Below are 16826 nucleotides of genomic sequence, written 5' to 3'. Positions count from 1 at the left end.
TTAATAAAAACCGGCTCATGATTCTCTGTATTACCCACTCACAGGATTTCTATAATATCGATCTCTTTTTTGAATATCTTAATTCCAAACATATTCCATATTTCAGGCTGAATTCTGACAAAATGAACCATTTTCAGAAAATCAGTATCAATGAAAATTCATTCGAACTGACGGATGAATTGGGAAATACTCTTCACTCAGATGATGTTAAAGGAGTGTGGCATAGGAAAGCCTGGAAAATAAGCGTTCCGGAAGAGTTGGATGAAGATTATGAAAAAATCTTCCTGAAAGAATACGGAAGCCTCCGATTTAATCTGATGACAATTTTAGAAAATATTCCTTGGATCAACCCTTCTGAAAAGGAAAGGAAAATTGACGGAAATAAAATGTTTCAGCTTAAAATTGCTCAAAAAAATAATCTGATCATTCCCAAAACGATATTTTCCAACGATGAAGAGAAAATCACTGCTTTTTTTCATGAATACTGTAATGGAAAAGCGATTGCCAAACTTCACAGTGTGGCCGTAAAAGCAATGGGTGGTGAAAGCCAGATTTCTACTACTATTATTGAAGAAGATACCCTTGTCAATCTTTCGGATATTGCATACTGTCCTATGATTTTTCAGCCTTATATCGATAAAGAATATGAGCTGAGAATAGTATATGTGGACGGCGAGTTCTTTACAGGTAAAATTAACAACAGTGAGAATGTCGATTGGCGTGTTGCTCACGAAAGCTATTTTTGGTCCGCCTATGAATTGCCGGAAAATATCAAAAAAAATATAAGTTCGATGATGCAAGAAATGGGACTTTATATGGGAGCTATTGACATGATCAAAGGAAGAGACGGTAGCTACTACTTTCTGGAAGTGAATCCACAGGGAGAATGGGGAATGTTGCAGAAAGAACTGAACTTTCCTATAGCACAGAGAATTGCCGACAATCTTATAAAAAGAATCAGTTTCCATGGATAAAATTTTAATTATAACACATACTGCAGATAACTTTTCAATTGAAAAAGTAACAGAATATATCGGGAAAAATGGCTGTGAGGTCATTCGTTTTGATGTAGACTTATATCCTTTACAAAATAAACTGTCCACTGTTTTTCAGGATGGAGAATGGGTAAGTATTCTTGAGACCCAGGAAGTGAAATACCGCTTAGATGATATTTCTGCTATCTGGTACAGAAGGGCTTACAATATAGGGAAAGGCTTGAGAGACGAGCTGGAAGCTAAATTTTACGGACCAGCAATGGGAGAGATCCGCAATACCATTTTTGGTTTTATTGAATCCGTAGATGTCTATTCATTGGGAAAACCAAGTGTTTACCGAAGACTCGACAGTAAAGAAGAACAGTTGAAAGTGGCAGATAAAATAGGGCTGAAAATTCCTGAAACCTGTCTTACCAATAACCCTGAAGAAGCCAGAAAGTTTATTCTTAAACATCAGAATGTAGTGGCCAAAATGCAGACCGGATTTGCTATTTATGAAGATGGTGTGGAGAATGTGGTTTTTACAAATGTTGTCAGTGAAGACAGGCTGGAAGAGCTGGATTCACTTTTGTATTGCCCAATGCAGTTTCAGAAGATGATTGAGAAGAAAAAAGAACTTAGGGTTACCATCGTAGGAAGAGATGTATATGCTTTTGAGGTAGATTCCCAACAGTTTGAAGATTCCAAAGTAGACTGGAGGAAAGATGGCGTGAATCTGATCGATAAATGGGTAAGAACGGAGCTTCCGGGAGAGGTGGAAGAAAAATTATTAGAACTCCTGGATGTATACAACGTTGATTATGGAGCAATAGATATTATTGTTTCCCCTGAAGACGAATACTTCTTTATTGAAATCAATGCAGCAGGAGAGTTTTTCTGGCTGGATAATCTTACAGAAGAAAATCTTATCTCTAAAAGTATTGCAGATGTCCTCTGCGACAAAGCGCCAAGAAGAAATAATATGGTTACAGCGTAAAAAATAAAAAAAATCTTCAATAACTGTCATTCCTTAGGTATCCAGGCTATCCAATTTTAAAATAGCATATCCGGATTTCTAAGGAATGACAATTTATTTCCGGGGCTTTTACCTCTCTTGTATTTGGAGAATAATTCAGCAGTATTTGCTCATTTTATGATTTACGGAATGATAATATTGGTTAAATTAAGTTGAATTATGCTTTAAAAATCGCAAATTTGCAGAAGCAGTTTTTCAAAATATTTTTGCAGAAGAATGAAGAATTGCCGGATAGAAAATATTGTCATATTTTAGTCAGCAATCAAGTAACATAATTAATGGTTTTTGTAACGGGTGCTACCGGAATTCTGGGAAGAGTACTTGTGTTGGAGCTTCTTAAAAGAGGTAAAAACGTAAGGGCTTCCAAAAGGCCGGGCAGCAATTTAAACGAAGTAAGGCATTCATATCGCTTTTATACTGAAAATCCTGATGATTTTTTTAATAAGATCGAATGGGTAGATGTAGATTTTAATGATCTCTATACTCTTCAGACCGCTTTAAAAGGAGTAGAAGAAGTGTATCACTGTGCCGCAAAAGTAAGCTTTCATCCCAAAGATGAAAAAGAAATGTACCATACCAATATCAAAGGAACAGAAAACCTGTTGTTTGCCTGCGAAGGATCTGATGTGAAAAAATTTCTGCACGTAAGCTCTGTTGCTGTTTTGGATAATTTTAATGAAGACGGGGAGCTGGATGAAGATTCTGATTTTAATCCCAAACTTGAACATTCTTCCTATGCTATTTCCAAACATCTATCAGAAATGGAAGTTTGGAGGGCTTCTGCAGAAGGACTCAATGTAGCCATTCTCAATCCGGGAATGATTGTAGGAAGCGGAAACTGGAACCAAAGCAGTGGTGAGCTTTTCTCTACTTTTGCGGATAATGGTTTTACCTTTGCCGGTGGTTCGGCCTATGTAGATGTAAGAGATGTTGCAAAAATTGCTATAGAACTTCTGGAGCATAACATTTTTGGAGAACGGTTTATTATTGTCTCCGAAAATAAAAGATTTACAGATCTAGCCAAACAAATCCGAACAAGACTGGGACTTAAAGATGCTAAAGTACTTCCCGAATCACTACTGAATCTGGGAAGAGTAGCCAATATGCTTCTCGGATGGCTGATTCCAAAGCTGAAAATGGTGACCAAATCAAATATTGAAGCGATCTCTTCTTTCAACACCATTTCCAACCAAAAAATAAAGGAAAAACTGAAATATCAGTTTATTCCTGTACAAGAAAGTATAGACTTTCACCTGAATAATTATATTAACGACAAAAAGCTGAAGAAATGAATCTGGCAGAGGCAATTATCCTTAAAAATGTAGAAAAATATCCTGTAAAAGCTGCAATAGGCTTTAAAAAGAAAGATGAAGCCTGGAAAGAGCTGAGCTGGCAGAAATTCAGTGAAATTATTTTTAAAACAGCGAATGCGCTCAAAGAAGCAGGAGTTCAGGAAGACGATAAAGTAGCTGTTTATTCAGACAATTCTTCTGAATGGATGATCTGCGATTTGGCAGCAATGTCTATCGGAGCGATTACCGTTCCTGTTTATTCTACAAATAATGCCGAACAGGCTGAATATATCATCAATGATTCCGGTGCTAAGGTTGTCTTAGTTGGAGATCAGGCTCAGTATGATGCTTGTCTGGAGATTTTACATAAAGAAGAAAATAACCTTGATACCATTATTATTTCTAAGAAATCTGTATGGATCAAGAAAGAATTTAACAGCTTCTACCTTGAGGATTTTATAGCAAAAGCTTCTTCAACACTGGAAATCTGTAAAAGAGAATATGAAGATACAGCAACGCTGATCTATACTTCCGGAACAACCGGAACACCAAAAGGAGTAATGCTTACCCACGGAAATTTTATTAAAGCCTTTGACTCGCACTTTGAGTTTTTTAAGTTTAAAAACTTTGAAGAAGAACTTTCATTGGCATTTTTACCTTTAAGTCATGTTTTTGAAAGAAGCTGGAGCTTACTTTGCCTCTATGGAGGAGCAAGGGTCTACTTCCTTGAAGATCCGAAAAACGTAGCAAAAGCACTGGAAGAAGTAAAGCCTACCACCATGTGTGCGGTGCCGAGATTTTTCCAGAAAGTATATGCCGGAGTATTGGAAAAAGCCGAGGAAGGTTCATCATTTAAGAAAAAAATCTTTGACTGGGCTTTAAAAACAGGGTGGGAAACTGCAGAGTTTAGAAGAAATGAAAAGCCTGTTCCTTTTGGATTGAAATGTAAAGAATCTGTTGCAGATATGCTGGTCTTCAGTAAAATAAAGGAGAAAATGGGAGGCCGGTTATGGTTCCTGCCTTGTGGAGGTGCTTCTTTATCCCCTGAAGTAACCAAATTCTTTGAATCTGTAGGAATCCATGTGACAGTAGGGTATGGGTTGACAGAAACTACAGCTACTTTAACACTTTTCCCTTTGACTCATTTCGAGCATGGTACCAGTGGAAAGCCGCTGCCGGGAGTAGAACTTAGGATTGGAGAAAGTGATGAGATCCAGGCTAAAGGAAACGGAATTATGAAAGGATATTACAACAGACCTGAAGAAACTCAGAAAGTTTTTACCAGTGATGGATGGTTCAAAACGGGTGATGCAGGGAAAATTGATGAAAAAGGAAACCTGATCATTACAGACCGAATCAAAGATCTGATGAAAACATCCAACGGAAAATATATTGCTCCACAACAAATTGAAAACCTTCTGACCAATAATAACTTTATACAGCAGATCATGCTGGTTGCAGAGGGAAGACAATTTGTTTCTGCATTAATTGTTCCGAATTTTGAATTCCTGCAGGACTTTATCAAGAATAATAATATTCCGTTTACAAGCTGGGAAGATATAGTAACCAACGAAAAGGTGATCAACTTTTATAAAGATAAAGTGAAAGAATTGCAAAGCCATCTTGCCGATTATGAGAAAGTGAAAAAATTTACCTTAATGCCGGCAGAATTTGACATCAATACTGGAGAAATTACTCCTACACTGAAAGTCAAAAGAAATGTAGTCCTTAAAAAATATGCGGATATTATTGAGAAAATGTACTAATTGTAAAATTTTATAAACATATTATTTTTCAAAAATCCCTGGTTTTTACGAATATCTTGATTGATATAAGGATTCTCCTCTTTCGGAGGAGTAGCAAATCAAAGATTGGTCGGGGTGATTAAAAAAAGTCTTATCATTTAAAATAAACGATGACAACACAAGAATTTATAGGAAATCCAAACTTTACGATTCATACACAGACCGTTTCAGAAAGCTGTCCGTCTAATATTGCCCTGATTAAATATTGGGGGAAATATGAGAATCAGATTCCTGCTAATCCGAGTATCAGTTATACTTTAAATTACTGTAAAACTAATACTTCAATGGAATTTATGGCTGATGAGCCTTTTTCTGTTCATACTTTTCTGGCAGGAAATGAGGAAGTACAATTTGCCGAAAAAATTGAAAAATATTTCAAAAATATTGAACAGTATCTTCCCTGGATTTTAAAAGGAAAATATATCATCAGAACTGAAAATACATTTCCACACAGTTCCGGGATTGCTAGTTCTGCTTCAGGGTTTGGTGCTATCGCCAAATGTCTGATGAGTTTGGACGAAATGTTCACCGGTACATCTTCAGTCGAAGAATCTTTGAAAAAAGCTTCATTCTTAGCAAGGTTAGGAAGTGGAAGTGCTTGCAGAAGCTTATACAACGGGCTTGTGATATGGGGAAAAACAGATGAGGTTGAGAATAGTTCTGATCTATTTGCTGTCCCTTATCCGGATCATGAAATTCATGAAACTTTCAAAAACTTTAACGACTGGGTTTTATTAATTCATGAAGGACAGAAAAGTGTTTCTTCAACGGTAGGACATGGTTTGATGAAGACCAATCCATATGCAGCAAGAAGATTTCAGGAAGCAAGGGAGAATTTTGTTCCGATGAAAGAGATCCTGAAAAGTGGAAATATGGAGCAATTTATTAAATTGGTTGAACATGAAGCGCTTACTCTTCATGCAATGATGATGATGAGTGATCCTGCTTTTATTCTGATGAGAACAGGAACGCTGGAAGTGATCAATAAGATCTGGGATTTTAGAAAAGAAACCGGTTTATCTTTATTCTTTACACTGGATGCCGGAGCTAATGTCCACCTTTTATTCCCAAATAACGGAACTGAAGAAAAAATAAAAACATTCATTGAAGAAGAACTGCTGCAGCATACCCAGAAGAATGGAGTAGTGAAGGATGTGATGAGGTTTTAGAAAACAGATAATATTCAATAAAAGTGGGCTTTAGCTCACTTTTTTTATTGCCCAAACTTATTGATATTCCTACCAGTGCTCTGTCATTCCTTAGGAATCTAAACAATGTAATAAACATCGCCGTCAATACGATACTCTTTTTATACTCTAAAATTAAGAGACTGGGATTCCTGCGGAATGACAAACTGAATGCTTTATTTTTATGTAAATGATTAAAAAATAAGTTTTTATCAAATGTTAATTACTGATATTTCTATCAGTGCTTTTGTCATTCCATAGAATCTAAACAATGTAAATAAAGGCAGCGAACAATTTATATTCTTGGATTTTTCTTACTTTTATTCATCCAATTAAATCCATTATCATATGAATAAAATAGTCTTAATTCTTTTGGTATTCAGTACTTTTTGTTTTGGTCAGCAAAATCAGGACATTGAAAAACCTATCCGGAATTTGTTTCTTGCTATGAAGAATGCTGATCCGGAGCTGCTGAAATCTGTGTTTACTGAAAATGCCGTTCTTCAGACTATAACAAAAGACGGAAGTGTAAAAAATGATAGTATTCAGGATTTCATAGCCTCTGTTTCTAAATTTTCAAAAGGGGACTTGGAAGAAAGGATTGTAGTAGATGCCGTGCATACGGATGGGAATCTGGCAAGCGTATTCACTCCTTATTCCTTCTATCTGAAGGGCAAATTCTCTCATTGCGGAGCCAATAGTTTTCAGTTGATAAAGCAAAATAATGACTGGAAAATCCAGTATATTATCGATACAAGAAGAAAAGACAATTGCAGGGAAATAAAATAGTAAAGCCTGGTATACAACGATTAAAAAAATATAAATGAAGATGAAGATCCATCATATTGCCATTATCTGTTCAGATTATGTGGTATCAAAGAAGTTTTATACGGAAATTTTAAACTTACATATAATCAGGGAGGTCTATCGTGAAGAAAGGCAGTCTTACAAACTTGATCTGGCGATTGGAGATCATTACGTTATTGAGCTGTTTTCTTTTCCTGACCCGCCTAAGCGACCTTCACGACCTGAAGCTTGTGGCCTGAGGCATCTTGCTTTCTCTGTTGAAAATGTTGCAGAAAAACGAAATGAATTAGTACATAAAGGTTTGAATTGTGAAGAGATCAGGATTGATGAATTCACAGGAAAAGAATTTTTCTTTACCCAGGATCCCGACCAGCTGCCACTGGAGTTTTATGAAATGTAAAAATATTAGTGTGCGTACCCCGCGAAAAAGCTTACAGCCATTATGGCCAAAACAATAGAGGAAATGACTACATATACGTAGTCTTTTTCTTTTAAGTAGCCTATTAAAGCGAAGACAATCCTCATTAAGGGAGTGAAGATCAGCAGAAGAATTCCCAGCTGAATAATAGCCATTCCTTCACCTTTACATAGAGAATTCCAGAAATGACTCCACACTTTTTCTGAAGAGTTGCCAATATCCAGTGAGGTGTATTTTTTGGGCATTTCAAAACCTTCGGTAAAAAGCTTGATGAAACCTATCATTGAGGTTATCACAGATAGAATAACGCCTAATCTCAGAAGATTTCCTACGGAACGGTTCAGGTCTATATCTGTAAAATTCTTTTTCATTATCTGAAGCTTTTATTGATACCGTTATACATCATATAAATGGAAAGGATCGTGATTACAATGGCAAAAAAGACTTTTAGTTTTTTAGTTTTTGAGACCATCAGTGTTTTTGAACCTATAAAACTTCCTATAACCACACCTATCAATACGGGTGCTACAATAACAGGGATGATTTCTCCTCTTTGAAAATAAATCAGGGCACTGGCTACTGCCGTTACTCCAATCATAAAATTACTGGTGGTTGTAGAAACCTTGAAAGGCAGTTTCATCATATTGTCCATGGCCAATACTTTCAACGCTCCGGAACCTATTCCTAAAAGCCCGGACATTGCTCCTGCAAACATCATCATCAAAAATCCCGGAACTGTATTTCTTGCAGAATAGCTTTTTAATATTCCTTTATCAGGAAAAGTCCCGTAAAGTTTCAGCTTGTCTTCGAGGCTTCCTTTTACGAGTGGTTCCTGGTGGTCAGGTTTTCCTTTAAGATTTAAAACAACCGTCAGAAGTAGAATACTGGCGAAAATAATTCCGATGGTATTGGGATTAAGCATGCCCGAAACTAAGGCTCCGATAATAGCGCCTGCTGTAGTGGCAATTTCGAGGAACATTCCGATTCTCATGTTGGTAAAACCTTCTTTTACAAAGGCTACTGCTGCACCGGAAGAAGTCCCGATCACCGAAATGAGGGAAGCGCCGATGGCATAATGCATTGGAACGCCAAAACCTAGCGTTAATAAAGGAATGATGATAACTCCCCCTCCTAAACCCGTAAGTGAACCTAAAAGACCAGCGGAAATTGCGCCAAGGAAGAGTATGATGATTTCTGACATACTACAATTAATGTTACAAATATAAAATTATTGTAGTAGTCTGCCAAACATTTGAAAAAGATAAATTTAACGTATTTTTGTATGCATGAAAAATGAAATGAAATTATTTTATGTCATCCTTGGGGCTACTCCTAAAGGAAGGAATATTGAACAGCACGATGTATTTTTCGGGATTGCCGAAAGCCTTAAAGATTTGGTTCCGGATATGAAAGACTTCTGGAAGGAAGCTGAAGGTAAGATACATATTGATTGTTATCAGGAGGTTAAATTTGCGGATGGATATGAAGTGGAGATTGTAGAGAAGGGAGAAAAGATATCTGAAGAACAGCTGTATTTTCTTAATTTGGGAGGATATAAGAGAGGTTTCTTTGAAGAATTTCATGAACAGCATCTTATGGTTGGCCAGTCTATGGGAGAGATTATAAAGAGAGCAAAAGCTACTGAATTTTATCAGACAATGGGATTTGAAGGAGCTGTAAGCCATGTAGATGATAAACACGGGGTAGATATCGATGATATTTTCACTGTGAATGATATTCTTCCTGTAAAAATGAAAGAAAAATATTCTATAGTCCTTAAAAAAACTGAAGCAGAGAATCAGGAAAATCCAATGGAACTTGGGTACTTAAAAATTGATAAACTTCAATAAGAATAAATCTAATAAAAATAAAAAATGAAAATAGGAATTCTGGGAGGCGGACAGCTGGGAAGAATGTTGATACAGAGCGCATTGAAATATGACGATGAGTTTTATACATTGGATCCTGCGTCCGATGCACCTTGTCATAATATCTCATATTTTACACAGGGAAACTTTAATGATTATGAAACAGTTCTGAACTTCGGAAAAGATAAAGATGTTGTTACTATTGAAATAGAACATGTAAATGCTGATGCGTTGGCAGAACTTGAAAATCAGGGAATAAGAGTAGTTCCTAATGCTAATATTATTAAAACCATCCAGCAAAAAATCCTTCAGAAAGAATTTTATAAAGCTCACGATATTCCAAGTCCTGAATTTCAGATTGTCTGGAACGGTGATGAAAAAATCATGATGCCGTTACCGTTTGTTCAGAAAATGAATACGGGAGGCTATGATGGAAAAGGGGTACAGGTGATTAAAACGGAAGATGATTACCAACATCTATGGGAGGATGCCTCTGTGATCGAAAGCCTTGTGGATATTGATAAAGAATTATCTGTAATTGTAGCCAGAAATGAAAAAGGGGAAACCAATATTTTTCCTGTAACGGAAATGGTTGCCGATCCGAAGTTGAATCTGTTAGACTTTAATGTATGCCCGGTTCTTCTTACTGAAGATGTTCAGTCTCAGATTGATTCTATTACTGAGAAGTTTTTAAATGCTGTTAATTCTCCGGGATTGTTTGCTATTGAATTATTCTTGGATAAAGAAGGGAAAATATGGGTTAATGAAACCGCTCCAAGATTACACAACTCAGGACACCAGAGTCAGGAAGGAAATACCAATTCACAGTTTGAGCAAATGTACCGTGTGGTAAAGAACTTACCATTAGCGGATACGGATGCCATTACCTATAGCGGTATGCTGAATTTGGTGGGAGCAGAGGGATATGCCGGAAAAGTAATCTATGAAGGAATGGAAGACGTGCTTCAACTGCCTGAAACTTATATTCATTTATATGGAAAAACAGAAACCAAACCGGGAAGGAAAATGGGTCATATCAATGTGTTGGCAGATTCCAGAGAAGAGCTGATGGAAAAGCTTGTCATGGTGAAGGGAATGGTGAGAGTGATTGCAGAATAATTAAGCCATCAAAAATATAAAAAGGAAGCTGTTTCTGTCTTGAAATAGCTTCCTTTTTTAGTGCTTTATATTTTTCTTGTACAACCTGAGAAATTATCATGTTTTTGCTTGATACATTCAATAGGAGTGGGTTTTAGCAAGGCGGCTGTTAAAAGGAATATTTTTTTGTTTTCAATGTTGTTTTAAAGGTTAAAATTTTGGCTGAAATAACCTGTATTACTTAAAAATATTCTGAATCACATTTCCGATTTCCACAAAGTCACCATGGTTTCCTACGGAGCGTATTTCAGGGCTGTTTTTATCATATTCGGAGAATGGGAAAATCAAAAGATAATTATTGTCACTCAGATTCCTGTTTAAAAGTTCAGGGATTAATCTCATTCTTGGAATATAGGACTTCATGCCCCGTTTTGCCATCAAAATAATCAAAGCTTCATCATCTTTCAGCTGAGCAGCTGTTTTTTCGCCGTCCTGCCATGTACTCATAATAATAAATTCTGCTTCTATGCTGGCTTTCTTCATGATTTTCTGAAGGATATCAATGATATTTTCAGGCGCATAAAAAGCCATTGTTGCCCCGGAATTTCTGGCAATATTCCAGACTCTTAAAAGGGCATGGAAAAATCCTGCATCTTTATGGGCATTTTCAGGAATCATTACAGCGTACCTTTTGATTGTAGAAAGAGGCTGTGCCGCATGGTATACCAATACATTCACATCATCATTCTGAAGGTAACCATTGTATAGATTATAAACAAAAGACGGAGAGAATCCCTTCTCATCCTCCAATCCGATAATAAGATCGGTAATTTTCTGTTCTTTAATGACGTTGTTGACCCCATTGATAACATCATTGTCGTATCTTTTCAAAGCCTGTAATTTTACATCTGCTGCGGCAGCTGCATCGGTAGCCTGATGAAGAAGTTTTTCTGCATTTTTTACAGAAGATTCATTCTTATCTTCATTAATTACATTTAAAGCAAACAGGTCTTCCGTATTGGAGTGGGCTTTTATGAGGATTCCAAGATTAACCATCCTTTCAACAGTTTCTTCATGGTTGATGGCTAATAGTATATTTTCATCTTCATGGCTGTTCCCCGAAACGGTATCCTCATTATCAGATTCTGCAATTTTCTGGGCACTTGCCATAGAAATAAAAGAGGAAATGGTACAGGAAATAAGAATCAGTAAAATACTTCCGTTCAGTACATGTTCATTCAGTAATCTTACAGGTTCTCCTGTTTCGGTTTCAGAGAGGATAATGTTATAACCTACCATCACTGATGCCAGTGTGGCGGCCGCTGAAGCAGAACTTAGTCCGAAGATCAGTTTTCCTTCTTCTTTTGTCAGTCTGAAAGTTTTTTGAGTGGCTACGGCAGAAAGGTATTTTCCTCCAATGGAAGCTGCAAGCATAATTCCGGCTACCTCCAGTGTTTCCCAGCTTTTAAAGAAAACCTTAAAGTCGATCAGCATACCAACACTGATCAGGAAGAACGGAATGAAGATCGCATTTCCTACAAATTCCACTCTGTTCATTAAAGAAGATGTATGGGGAATAAGTCTGTTTAACGCCAATCCGGCAAAAAATGCACCGATAATAGCTTCTACACCGGCCAGCTCAGCAAGCATCGCAGCCAGGTAAATCATGACCAGTACAAAAATATACTGCGAGATTTTATCATCCACTCTTTTGAAAAACCACCGTCCGATAATAGGGAATACAATTAATACGATAAGGGCAAAAACTACAAAAGAAACCGATAGTTTTACCCAAAATTCAGTCCCTACATCTCCCTGAGACATTCCAACGATTACCGCAAGAACCAATAAAGCCAGAATATCGGTGATCATTGTTCCTCCAACTGTAATATTGACGGCCTTATTTTTTGCAATTCCCAGTTTACTTACCAATGGGTAGGCGATAAGGGTATGAGAGGAAAAAAGGCTGGCAAATAATATAGAAGTCAGCATCGAGAAATGAAGGAGGTAATATCCGCCTAAATATCCCAGGACAAAAGGAACAGTAAAGGTATAGATCCCAAAAGTGAGGCTTTTCCACTTATTCTTCTTAAAATCACCCATATCGATCTCCAGTCCGGCCAGAAACATAATATAGAGGAGGCCGGTGGTTCCCGTAACGACAATGCTGCTGTCTCTGGACAGTACATTGAAACCATTAGGTCCTATGATGGCCCCGGCAATGATAAGCCCCAACAGATGTGGAACTTTAATTTTATTTAATAATAATGGGGCTGCAAGAATAATGACCAGCACCAACAGGAACTTTAATACCGGATCTTCTATGGGAAGACTCAGGTTATGTATACTCAGTAACATCATAGGTGTTTATTTTGTGGAACGTACTAACTCAACAGAGAACTTGGCACTGCAGCCATCAGATGTAATGGTTCTGGTTCCCTTGATTTTGTTATCAGAAATATCGTTAAGAAGGACACTCATTTCCACATTCTTTTTGGCCGTAGAATCTGTTTTAAAAGACAATTTAATCTCGTTATTTTCAAACTTACCGGAATAAAGCCTTACCAGGTTATTATTGTTAATGATTTTGGTGATCGGCTGGGTAGAATCATTATCAAATTCCCAGATATCTGTACGCTGATCGCCTACTGCATATTCGCTGCAGCTGGATTCTGTGCATATTACTTTTCCGTTCCATGCTCCCGAAATTTCTGCCGGCCATACTGCTATTTTTACTGAATCTTTTTTTGCAAAAACACTGTCTCTCATTTTAAGAAGTGACTGATATTCGGATTCTTTTGTGGCAAATATTTTCTCTTTTTCGAGTAATTGTTTTTCTCTGTCTGTCAGGTTTTTTTCTTTTTCTTTAAAGTCACAGCTTATTAAAAGTAAAGAGGCTGCCAGAAGGACAAAAAATGTGTTTTTTAGCATATTGTGTAGGTTGAGTATAACAATATAAGGAAAAAATGAAAAAGAGGCAAATTATCAACAGGTAACCTTTTGTTCTGGTGTTGAGTGGCCAGAGATAATCCTGTACCAAATCAAAGATGTTCAAAAACTTAAGTATATTTGAGGAATTAAAAATAACTTTATAAAATCTAACGCTTTTGTGGTAAAATTAAGCCTGTTTTTCCATGATCTCAGACTTTTTCCTTTTAAACATTTCAGGTCTGTAATTGATAATAAAAACACCACAAATAATCAAGGCTGTTGCAATAATAAATTTAAAAGAGATCTTTTCATCCATAATCAGCCATCCTAAGAAAATAGCAATAATTGTATTGATATAGGCAATAATGGAAACCTGTACCGGGGAGATCTTTGTTAATGCATAATGGAATGCAAAAAAGGCAGCTACAGAGCCAAAAATAGAAAGGTATAACATCGCGGAGATACTCTTTAAGGTCCAGTTTTCAAAGTTGTAGTTTTCTGAAAAAATGAAGGCGAAGATAATCTGAACAACGCCAGCGAACAGAAACTGATAAAATAGGTTCAGGGTTATATTTCCGCTTTGGATATTCATTTTTTTAGTAAAGATTGTTCCCGAAGCCCATCCTGAAATAGCACAGAAAAGGAAAATCATTCCTGTTCGGTATTGAGGGTCGGCAAGATCCTTAAGCCCATCCCAGAACACAAAAAGAATACCGCTGAAACATATCAAAACACCAGTCATAGCCCGGAAGCTGAACTTTTGCAGGCCAATGGCGAGACTTCCCAGAAATACCAGAATAGGAGCACAGGCACTGATCAGAGAAGCCAGACTGCTTGTTACGCTTTCTTCAGCTACTGTAACCATTCCATTGGCTATAATCAGCATTAGGGAAGCAAAAATAATCTGATAACCCAGGTTTTTCCAGCCAATCCACTTAAATTCTTTTCTTGAAAGGAGGATGACAAGCATAATAATAGAAGCAAAAAGCTGACGGATTCCTGCAACAAACCATGCGGGAATAGTTTCTACTGCAACACGAATGGCTAAAAATGTGGTTCCCCAAACAATAGCAACAGTAAAAATGGCAAAAATGAGTTTATAATCTTTCAAGGTAAATGAAGTGTAATCGGCAAATTTACCGGTTTTCAAATAAACGGCATGGACTCAGTTAATGTAATTTTTACTGACACAGATCTGTGTTTAATGAATTTTTGCCTTTATTTTAAATGTTAAATATGGTGATTAGGGAGTGATTAATTCTTTTTGGTTTACATTTTTTTAGTTTTAAGCTTTTTGACTTAAATTTTAACATGAGGTTTTAATTTTTTATCTTTGAGCCTCTAATAAAATTGAAGATGGTAGGAATTATAATGGGCAGTCAGAGTGATCTGCCAATCATGGAACAAGCTGCAAATTTTCTGAAAAGCCTGGATATTCCATACGAGCTGACCGTTGTTTCAGCACATAGAACACCGGAAAGGATGTTTGATTATGCCAAAACAGCCAAAGAAAGAGGTCTGAAAGTAATTGTTGCCGGAGCAGGAGGCGCAGCCCATCTTCCGGGAATGGTGGCAAGCTGTACTACACTTCCGGTAATTGGAGTTCCGATCTTGTCCAGTAATTCTATAGATGGTTGGGATTCTGTACTGTCTATCCTTCAGATGCCTGGCGGAATTCCGGTAGCAACCGTAGCTTTAAACGGAGCTTTAAATGCAGGGATTTTAGCAGCAAAGATTTTAGGAAGTGCGGATGTTCAGGTAGCTGAAAATCTTCAGAAATATCAGGATTCTTTGAAAGATAAAGTATTGGGAACTGTGGATGATATTAAAGCTCAGCATCCTAATCATTTTGATCAATAGTTTTCACTCACTTACAATATGTAAAAGCCTCACTTTTCAGCGAGGCTTTTTATATTATTCCTGAACCATATTGTCTCTTGTATTTTTCTGGACGGAGATAGCTCCAAAAAGCGCCAGTAGAAATGCAAAAGCATAGAAGCCTTTTTCACTCGGAAGTATGGTGGCATTCCAAAGTCCTACAGCTAGTAATACAATAGATGATAGTGTTGCAAACCAACAGATCCCATAATAAATATCTGTTACCTGGATATTCTCTAACCTGTCGCGGACTGCTTTCTGAAGAGAAACAACCGCAAATAGGCCATAGAGTAGGATTGTAAAATAATATCCTTTTTCGTTCAACAGCATTTCAGCTCTTGCAAGGCCTACAATATAACCAACCATTCCTGCTCCCAATGCTACCCATGATGCAGCGATAAATGCATTCGAGACTTTTTGTTTTTTCATAGATTAATGTTTTATTTAATGGGCTAAGATATTCATTTTTTATAAATAGAGCTCTGGCAGAGGGAAAATATGGGCAAAATACGGTGAAATATATTTATCGGTTTATGTTTTGGATAAAGCCAGTTGATTTTATTCTATTGTGAAAACGACTAAAGCCTGTTCCTGTTGAATATTTATAAGGACTATATAACCCCGGATACCACATTCCATAATTCATACCTTATAAAAAAACTCTCCAAATTTGGAGAGCTCTTATCTTATTGAGTGATATATTCGTAATTGTACTGAGCGGAAAGACTTCCGTTAGCTTCTTTTGAGATCACCTGAACAGGTAGACCGGCGTTGTTGTATTGTATAGTAGAAGTTCTGGATTGATTTTGTATCCAGGCACCATTACTTTTGTAGCTTATTTTTTCTGTCAGATAATTGTTTTTGCTTACAACATAAGCTCCTCCCATCGTAATTTTGAGATATTTGTTGGTGTTTGTGTATGGGTTCAGTTTGTCATCATAAGAGTAAACAATTTTAGTACCGTAACTGGATCCCCCGCCCTCTAAAGTTTCTGATGAAATATTGTCTCCATTATAAACATAAGTATTTATAATCGGATTGGAGCAGTTCGGTGACTGGCAAAGTGAGGAAGAGATCACCTGTCCGTTCGTATTATAATGATAGGTAATCGTTCTGTTGTAATCCGGATTAGTGTAGATTGCTTTAACATTTACCAGCTGATCACCATTGTAAGTGTAGGCCGAATAATAGTCTACCGTGCCATCTGGGTTATAATAAGTGGTTTTTGTAGGTTTTCCATTACTGTATTCGAACCTGGAAGTTCCTGATGCTGATAATGTTTTTATAAGTTCACCCTGATTATTGTATTCCAGGGTTTGTATACTGGTCTGTGGCTGAGCCGGATTGTCATAGTAAACTATAGTAATTTTACTCAATAATACCTTTGGTTCAGAAGGTATATTGGTTCCATCATTATCATCATTATTGCTGCAGCTGCTAAAGAATACAACTGAACCTATCAGTCCCAGAAATAAGTAGTTTTTCATGTTATTTTTTTAGTTCGCAAAAATAAGGAATGCTGAGTAGGTATA

The 16826-nt window shown here is 36.8% G+C and carries 17 protein-coding genes; 10 read left to right on the top strand and 7 right to left on the bottom strand.

Going from position 1 to position 16826, the window contains the following annotated elements; translation table 11 throughout:
- Nucleotides 1-17: 17 nt before the first annotated feature.
- The 7 genes from MP478_RS05745 (at nt 18) to MP478_RS05715 (ending at nt 7501) form a co-directional block, all read left to right on the top strand.
- The gene (locus tag MP478_RS05745) at nt 18-974 is read left to right on the top strand and encodes an MvdC/MvdD family ATP grasp protein (protein WP_257199879.1); all 957 of its coding nucleotides are present in this window, start codon (nt 18-20) and stop codon (nt 972-974) included.
- A complete protein-coding gene (locus MP478_RS05740) occupies nt 967-1971 on the top strand; it encodes an MvdD family ATP-grasp ribosomal peptide maturase (protein ID WP_257199878.1) in 1005 nt (334 codons plus the stop codon). Before MP478_RS05745 ends, MP478_RS05740 begins: the two co-directional genes overlap by 8 nt.
- 317 nt (nt 1972-2288) lie before the next feature.
- Nucleotides 2289-3302, top strand: coding sequence for an NAD-dependent epimerase/dehydratase family protein (locus MP478_RS05735; RefSeq protein WP_257192132.1), 1014 nt, complete (start codon nt 2289-2291; stop codon nt 3300-3302).
- Nucleotides 3299-5068 (top strand): long-chain fatty acid--CoA ligase, encoded by a 1770-nt coding sequence (locus MP478_RS05730; RefSeq protein ID WP_257199877.1) that lies wholly within the window; start codon nt 3299-3301, stop codon nt 5066-5068. The genes MP478_RS05735 and MP478_RS05730 overlap by 4 nt, the downstream gene beginning before the upstream one ends.
- Before the next feature lie 149 nt (nt 5069-5217).
- The gene (locus tag MP478_RS05725) at nt 5218-6276 is read left to right on the top strand and encodes a diphosphomevalonate/mevalonate 3,5-bisphosphate decarboxylase family protein (protein WP_257199876.1); all 1059 of its coding nucleotides are present in this window, start codon (nt 5218-5220) and stop codon (nt 6274-6276) included.
- Nucleotides 6277-6642: 366 nt separating this feature from the next.
- Entirely contained in the window at nt 6643-7083 is a 441-nt protein-coding gene (locus tag MP478_RS05720) for a nuclear transport factor 2 family protein (protein WP_257192137.1), read from the top strand.
- Between the two features lie 40 nt (nt 7084-7123).
- Nucleotides 7124-7501: a VOC family protein gene (locus MP478_RS05715; RefSeq protein ID WP_257192162.1), complete on the top strand. Its 378-nt coding sequence runs from the start codon at nt 7124-7126 to the stop codon at nt 7499-7501.
- A 5-nt stretch (nt 7502-7506) separates the two neighbouring features.
- On the opposite strand, the gene MP478_RS05710 is transcribed toward MP478_RS05715, so the two are convergent.
- Nucleotides 7507-7890, bottom strand: coding sequence for a DUF1634 domain-containing protein (locus MP478_RS05710; RefSeq protein ID WP_230037986.1), 384 nt, complete (start codon nt 7888-7890; stop codon nt 7507-7509).
- Nucleotides 7890-8720, bottom strand: coding sequence for a sulfite exporter TauE/SafE family protein (locus tag MP478_RS05705; RefSeq protein ID WP_230037984.1), 831 nt, complete (start codon nt 8718-8720; stop codon nt 7890-7892). Before MP478_RS05705 ends, MP478_RS05710 begins: the two co-directional genes overlap by 1 nt.
- 97 nt (nt 8721-8817) lie before the next feature.
- Between MP478_RS05705 and MP478_RS05700 the strand changes: the two genes are divergently transcribed.
- Complete coding sequence (locus MP478_RS05700) at nt 8818-9369, top strand: DUF1543 domain-containing protein (RefSeq protein ID WP_257192138.1); 552 nt, start codon at nt 8818-8820, stop codon at nt 9367-9369.
- 24 nt (nt 9370-9393) lie between these two features.
- Nucleotides 9394-10506 (top strand): 5-(carboxyamino)imidazole ribonucleotide synthase, encoded by a 1113-nt coding sequence (locus tag MP478_RS05695; RefSeq protein ID WP_257199875.1) that lies wholly within the window; start codon nt 9394-9396, stop codon nt 10504-10506.
- 216 nt (nt 10507-10722) lie between these two features.
- Here MP478_RS05695 and MP478_RS05690 read toward each other — a convergent pair whose 3' ends face one another.
- The 3 genes from MP478_RS05690 to MP478_RS05680 all read right to left on the bottom strand — a co-directional run bounded on the left by MP478_RS05690 (nt 10723) and on the right by MP478_RS05680 (nt 14527).
- Nucleotides 10723-12846, bottom strand: a complete 2124-nt coding sequence (locus tag MP478_RS05690; protein WP_257192140.1) for a cation:proton antiporter — start codon at nt 12844-12846, stop codon at nt 10723-10725.
- Between the two features lie 6 nt (nt 12847-12852).
- Nucleotides 12853-13416 carry a hypothetical protein gene (locus MP478_RS05685; RefSeq protein WP_230037976.1) on the bottom strand — a complete coding sequence of 188 codons (564 nt, stop codon included), beginning with the start codon at nt 13414-13416 and terminating at the stop codon, nt 12853-12855.
- 187 nt (nt 13417-13603) lie between these two features.
- The gene (locus MP478_RS05680; RefSeq protein ID WP_257192141.1) at nt 13604-14527 is read right to left on the bottom strand and encodes a DMT family transporter; all 924 of its coding nucleotides are present in this window, start codon (nt 14525-14527) and stop codon (nt 13604-13606) included.
- A 245-nt stretch (nt 14528-14772) separates the two neighbouring features.
- Here MP478_RS05680 and purE point away from each other — a divergent pair, with 245 nt between their 5' ends.
- Nucleotides 14773-15276, top strand: a complete 504-nt coding sequence (gene purE / locus MP478_RS05675; RefSeq protein WP_257199874.1) for a 5-(carboxyamino)imidazole ribonucleotide mutase — start codon at nt 14773-14775, stop codon at nt 15274-15276.
- A 54-nt stretch (nt 15277-15330) separates the two neighbouring features.
- Here the strand turns inward: purE and yiaA are convergent, their stop codons facing one another.
- Nucleotides 15331-15723 carry an inner membrane protein YiaA gene (gene yiaA, locus MP478_RS05670; RefSeq protein WP_257199873.1) on the bottom strand — a complete coding sequence of 131 codons (393 nt, stop codon included), beginning with the start codon at nt 15721-15723 and terminating at the stop codon, nt 15331-15333.
- A gap of 257 nt (nt 15724-15980) precedes the next feature.
- A complete protein-coding gene (locus MP478_RS05665) occupies nt 15981-16781 on the bottom strand; it encodes a hypothetical protein (protein ID WP_257199872.1) in 801 nt (266 codons plus the stop codon).
- Nucleotides 16782-16826: the final 45 nt, after the last annotated feature.

This window comes from Chryseobacterium sp. WG14 (genome assembly GCF_024586945.1).
Lineage (GTDB): Bacteria > Bacteroidota > Bacteroidia > Flavobacteriales > Weeksellaceae > Chryseobacterium.
Note: the sequence above shows the minus strand (reverse complement) of the source record. Positions and strands in the feature narration are given on the sequence as shown.